The organism is Synechococcus sp. R6-10, assembly GCF_047461815.1.
Taxonomy (GTDB): domain Bacteria; phylum Cyanobacteriota; class Cyanobacteriia; order Thermostichales; family Thermostichaceae; genus Thermostichus.
On the sequence record NZ_JANSHW010000169.1, the window covers coordinates 1 to 3,645 of the forward strand.

Annotated in this window: 4 protein-coding genes; 2 read left to right on the plus strand and 2 right to left on the minus strand. The window is 61.6% G+C overall.

What is annotated here, in order from left to right:
- The first annotated feature begins 173 nt into the window (after positions 1–173).
- Both NW837_RS05495 and NW837_RS05500 read left to right on the plus strand, forming a co-directional pair.
- Positions 174–941 carry an MlaE family lipid ABC transporter permease subunit gene (locus NW837_RS05495; RefSeq protein WP_414329705.1) on the plus strand — a complete coding sequence of 256 codons (768 nt, stop codon included), beginning with the start codon at positions 174–176 and terminating at the stop codon, positions 939–941.
- A gap of 95 nt (positions 942–1,036) precedes the next feature.
- Positions 1,037–2,068, plus strand: coding sequence for a succinate dehydrogenase/fumarate reductase iron-sulfur subunit (locus tag NW837_RS05500; protein WP_414329709.1), 1,032 nt, complete (start codon positions 1,037–1,039; stop codon positions 2,066–2,068).
- On the opposite strand, the gene NW837_RS05505 is transcribed toward NW837_RS05500, so the two are convergent.
- Positions 2,065–3,171 (minus strand): peptidylprolyl isomerase, encoded by a 1,107-nt coding sequence (locus NW837_RS05505; protein ID WP_414329706.1) that lies wholly within the window; start codon positions 3,169–3,171, stop codon positions 2,065–2,067. The genes NW837_RS05500 and NW837_RS05505 overlap by 4 nt on opposite strands.
- Positions 3,172–3,368: 197 nt before the next feature.
- Positions 3,369–3,645, minus strand: a 277-nt coding sequence (locus tag NW837_RS05510; protein ID WP_414329708.1) for a hypothetical protein, incomplete at its 5' end; no start/stop codon positions are given.

Here is a 3,645-nt window from a genome sequence, read left to right on the forward strand (position 1 = left end):
TGCCCTAGAAGTGCTGGGGGGAGAGGGGCTGATCCTGGATCAACCCCTGACACGGGCCTCGTTTGTGCCCAGCTTTCAGCTGCCAGCGGAGCCGGCAACCCCGAAGGACTCCGCCCCGCTAACGGGGTCGCCAAAGCGTCGCCTAGCGATAACGGCTTCTTGAGACGGAAACCATGAGCTGGTTGCAGCGGGTGGGCAGCAGTTTTCTCCTGACCGGTCAGGTGATTTTGCATCTGATGCGGGGCCGTATCCATCGCCGCAACACCCTGGATCAGCTTGCGGCGGTGGGGCTGGAGTCGCTGCTGATTGTTTTGATTACGGCGGTGGTGATCAGCGGTGTTTTCACCATCCAGTTGGCGCGGGAGTTCATCAACTTTGGCGCTTCCTCCCTAATTGGGGGAGTTTTGGCGATTGCCCTTGCCCGCGAGCTGACACCGGTGGTGACGGCCGTGATCTTGGCCGGACGGGTGGGATCCGCCTTTGCCGCCGAGCTGGGCACCATGAAGGTCACGGAGCAGATCGACGCTCTGCTGTTGTTACGCACCGATCCGGTGGATTATCTGGTGATCCCGCGGGTGCTGGCTGCGGGGCTGATGCTGCCGGTGCTCACCATCCTCTCCCTGCTGACGGGGCTGGTGGGGGGGATGATCATCTGCGCTTCGGCCTACAACATCTCTCCTGCAGTGTTTCTCAACTCGGCGCAAACCCTTCTGACCTCTTGGGATTTGCTCGTCTGTTGTTTGAAGGCGATGGTGTTTGGGTCTTTGATCGCCATTGTCGGCTCCAACTGGGGCCTTTCCACCAGCGGGGGAGCCAAGGGGGTGGGCCGCTCCACCACCGATGCGGTGGTCACGGCGTTGCTGGGCGTGTTTGTTACCAACTTCCTTATTTCTTGGCTGTTGTTTCAGGGGCCGGGGAGCGCCCTCAGCCGCGCGCTGTAGCCACTTCTGCTATCGCGTTGTTTGCGTGAGCGTTGCGGGGCAATAGGGAGAGAGCTAGGATGGGATCCCCTTTCCCTTCAGCGGTGCAGAGCACTTTGCGAGTAGAATTTCAGATTTTCCGACAGTTGCCGCCGGAGCCGCCCCGCTGGCAGTCCTTCTGGCTGGAGACATCCCCTGGCGCCACCATTCTCGATTGCCTCAACCAGATCAAGTGGGAGCAGGATGGCAGCTTGGCCTTCCGCAAAAACTGCCGCAACACCATCTGTGGCAGTTGCGCCATGCGCATCAACGGTAGGGCAGCCTTGGCTTGTGGCCGACATGTGGGCGAAGAGCTGGATCCCCGCAGCCCCCAGCCGCAGCCTATTCGCATCGGCCCTCTGGGAAACCTGCCCGTTCTGCGGGATCTGGTGGTGGATATGCAGCCCTTCTGGAACGATCTCAGCCGGGTGGATCCCTTTGTCAGCACGGCGGGGCGACGCATCCCGGAGCGAGAGTTTTTACAGCTGCCTGCCGAACGGGAGCATCTCAACGCTGCCGGTGGCTGTATTCTCTGCGGAGCCTGCTATTCCGATTGCAATGCCAAAGAGGTGAACCCAGAGTTTGTCGGCCCCCATGCTCTGGCCAGAGCCAACCGCCTCGTCCAAGACAGCCGCGACAGCCAACGGGAACAACGCCTGCAGGCTCTGGATAGCTTGGCTGGTGTCTGGGGCTGTACCCGCTGCTGGAACTGCAACAGCGTCTGCCCGATGGGCGTGGCACCTCTGGATCAAATCACCGAACTCAAACAGGGGATCCTCTCCCGCCATGCAGACAAGACCGCTGCTCTGCCCACCGACCGTTCCCCATCGCACGCTGTTCGCGCTATTCGGACGGAGTCCTTGCCCATAGCCATCCGCCACCGCAAGACTCTGGTGCAACTGGTGCGCTCCGGTGGTTGGATAGATGAGCGCCGCTTTGCCCTGCAGGTGGTGGGCCGGGATCCCAAAGGGCTGCTCAGCTTGGTGCCTTTGGGTCTGCGCCTGTTGGCCAGGGGCAAATTTCCCTTTCGCTTCCAGCCCTCTGCAGGGGCGGCGACGGTACGGCGGCTTATCGACACAGTTAGGCAGGAAGGAAGGGATCCCCTCTAGGCTCCAGTTTTGAGGTTGTCTTGGCCGGAAATCAATCTGGCACTCAAAATCCGATCCCCCACTTTGATGTGGCGCAGCACCTCCGTTCCCTCGGTAACGTACCCGAACACGGCATAGCGGCCATCCATGAGGTTTAACCCCGCCGGGGTGAGATCCGGCTCAGCCATAAAGATGAAGAACTGAGAAGAGGCGCTGTTGGGATCGTCGGGATAGCGGGCCATGGCCACCGTCCCTTCGGCGGAAAAGGGCAGAGCCGGTTCCACATCCCACAGGCCCATCTGATCAAAAGTCTGGCCGTAGCGGGGCATCACCTCGCCTTTGGCGCGAATCTCCATGGGGATGGTGCGAACCTTGCCCGTGGCCGGATCCACATAGCCATCGGCAGGGCCAGGGGGATCCCCGGCCTGCGCCAGGAAGAAGGTCTCCACCCGGTCAAAGGTCAGGCCATCGTAGAAGCCCCGCTGCACCAGGTCGGCAAAGTTGCCGGCAGTGATGGGGGCGCTGTAGCCATCTAAGGTGATCACCATGCGCCCAGCGGTGGTGTTTAGCTCCACCTCTGCCCGCCCCAAGAGCTGAGGTTTGTCGGCATACTCAGCAGGCACTGTGTAGGGGAAAGCCCCCACCCAGTTGTTTTCGAGGGATCCCAACTCGTCCACTAGACGGTCGTAGGCAGCGCGGGCCTCTTCTTTACCCTTGGATTTGCGCTCGCTGGCTTGGCCGATCACCCGCAACTGCTCCCGCAGCGCAGCCATCTGTTCAGAGGCTGGGGTCACCCGATCCGGGGGCAAGCCGGCCAGCAGGGAATCTCCATAGCGATCCAAGAGGTGCTCTACCTGGCGCACATCTCCCCGCACTGCCGACCAGCGGTTGTACTTCAGGTCGGCGTCGATTTTGGAGATGGCTTCATCAATTTCCAGCAGCTTCGTTTCCTGAATAGGCAACGCCCGCCGCAACAGGGTACGGGGATCCGTGATGGCATCCCCTTGGGGCAGAGCCAAGGCCGGGATCCCCCAGAGCGCCACCCCGCAGAGCAGAGCAGCTACGTAGAGGCCAATCCGGCAAAGGGATCCCCATTGCCAAAATCCTTGGGCACGCTGCGTCATGGTTCCTACCGACTGCAAAACCACTCCTGTCTCAGCCTGACATCCCACCGTCACAGGCGGCAAGCGCTGTCAAACCTCGATAGATATCTCCACGACTGGCTCACTCCACCTGGGGGAAAGCCGTCATCGCTACGCAACGCTTTTGCAACCGCGATAGCAAAGACGGAGTTCTCAGAGGGCATGGCTACACGGCTCTCCTACCTAGGAACGGTGACCTCGAAGCGGACGACACCGGCTGAGCCAGAACTGCCTCCCCCCACGTTCACCACCACCACGCCGTTGGGGTTGCTGATGCCCCCACAAGCAGGCGGCACAGCCCCACCCGGCGGAATGAAGGCTCCCCCTCCCCCTGTGCTCACCGACAGGCTGCCCGGCACGTACCGCAAACCCGCTGCCAAGGGGTCGCACACCACAAAGGTGGAAGCGGGCGAGTCCAGCAGGAAGTAGATGGCAAACTGCACCCGCGCTCCTGGG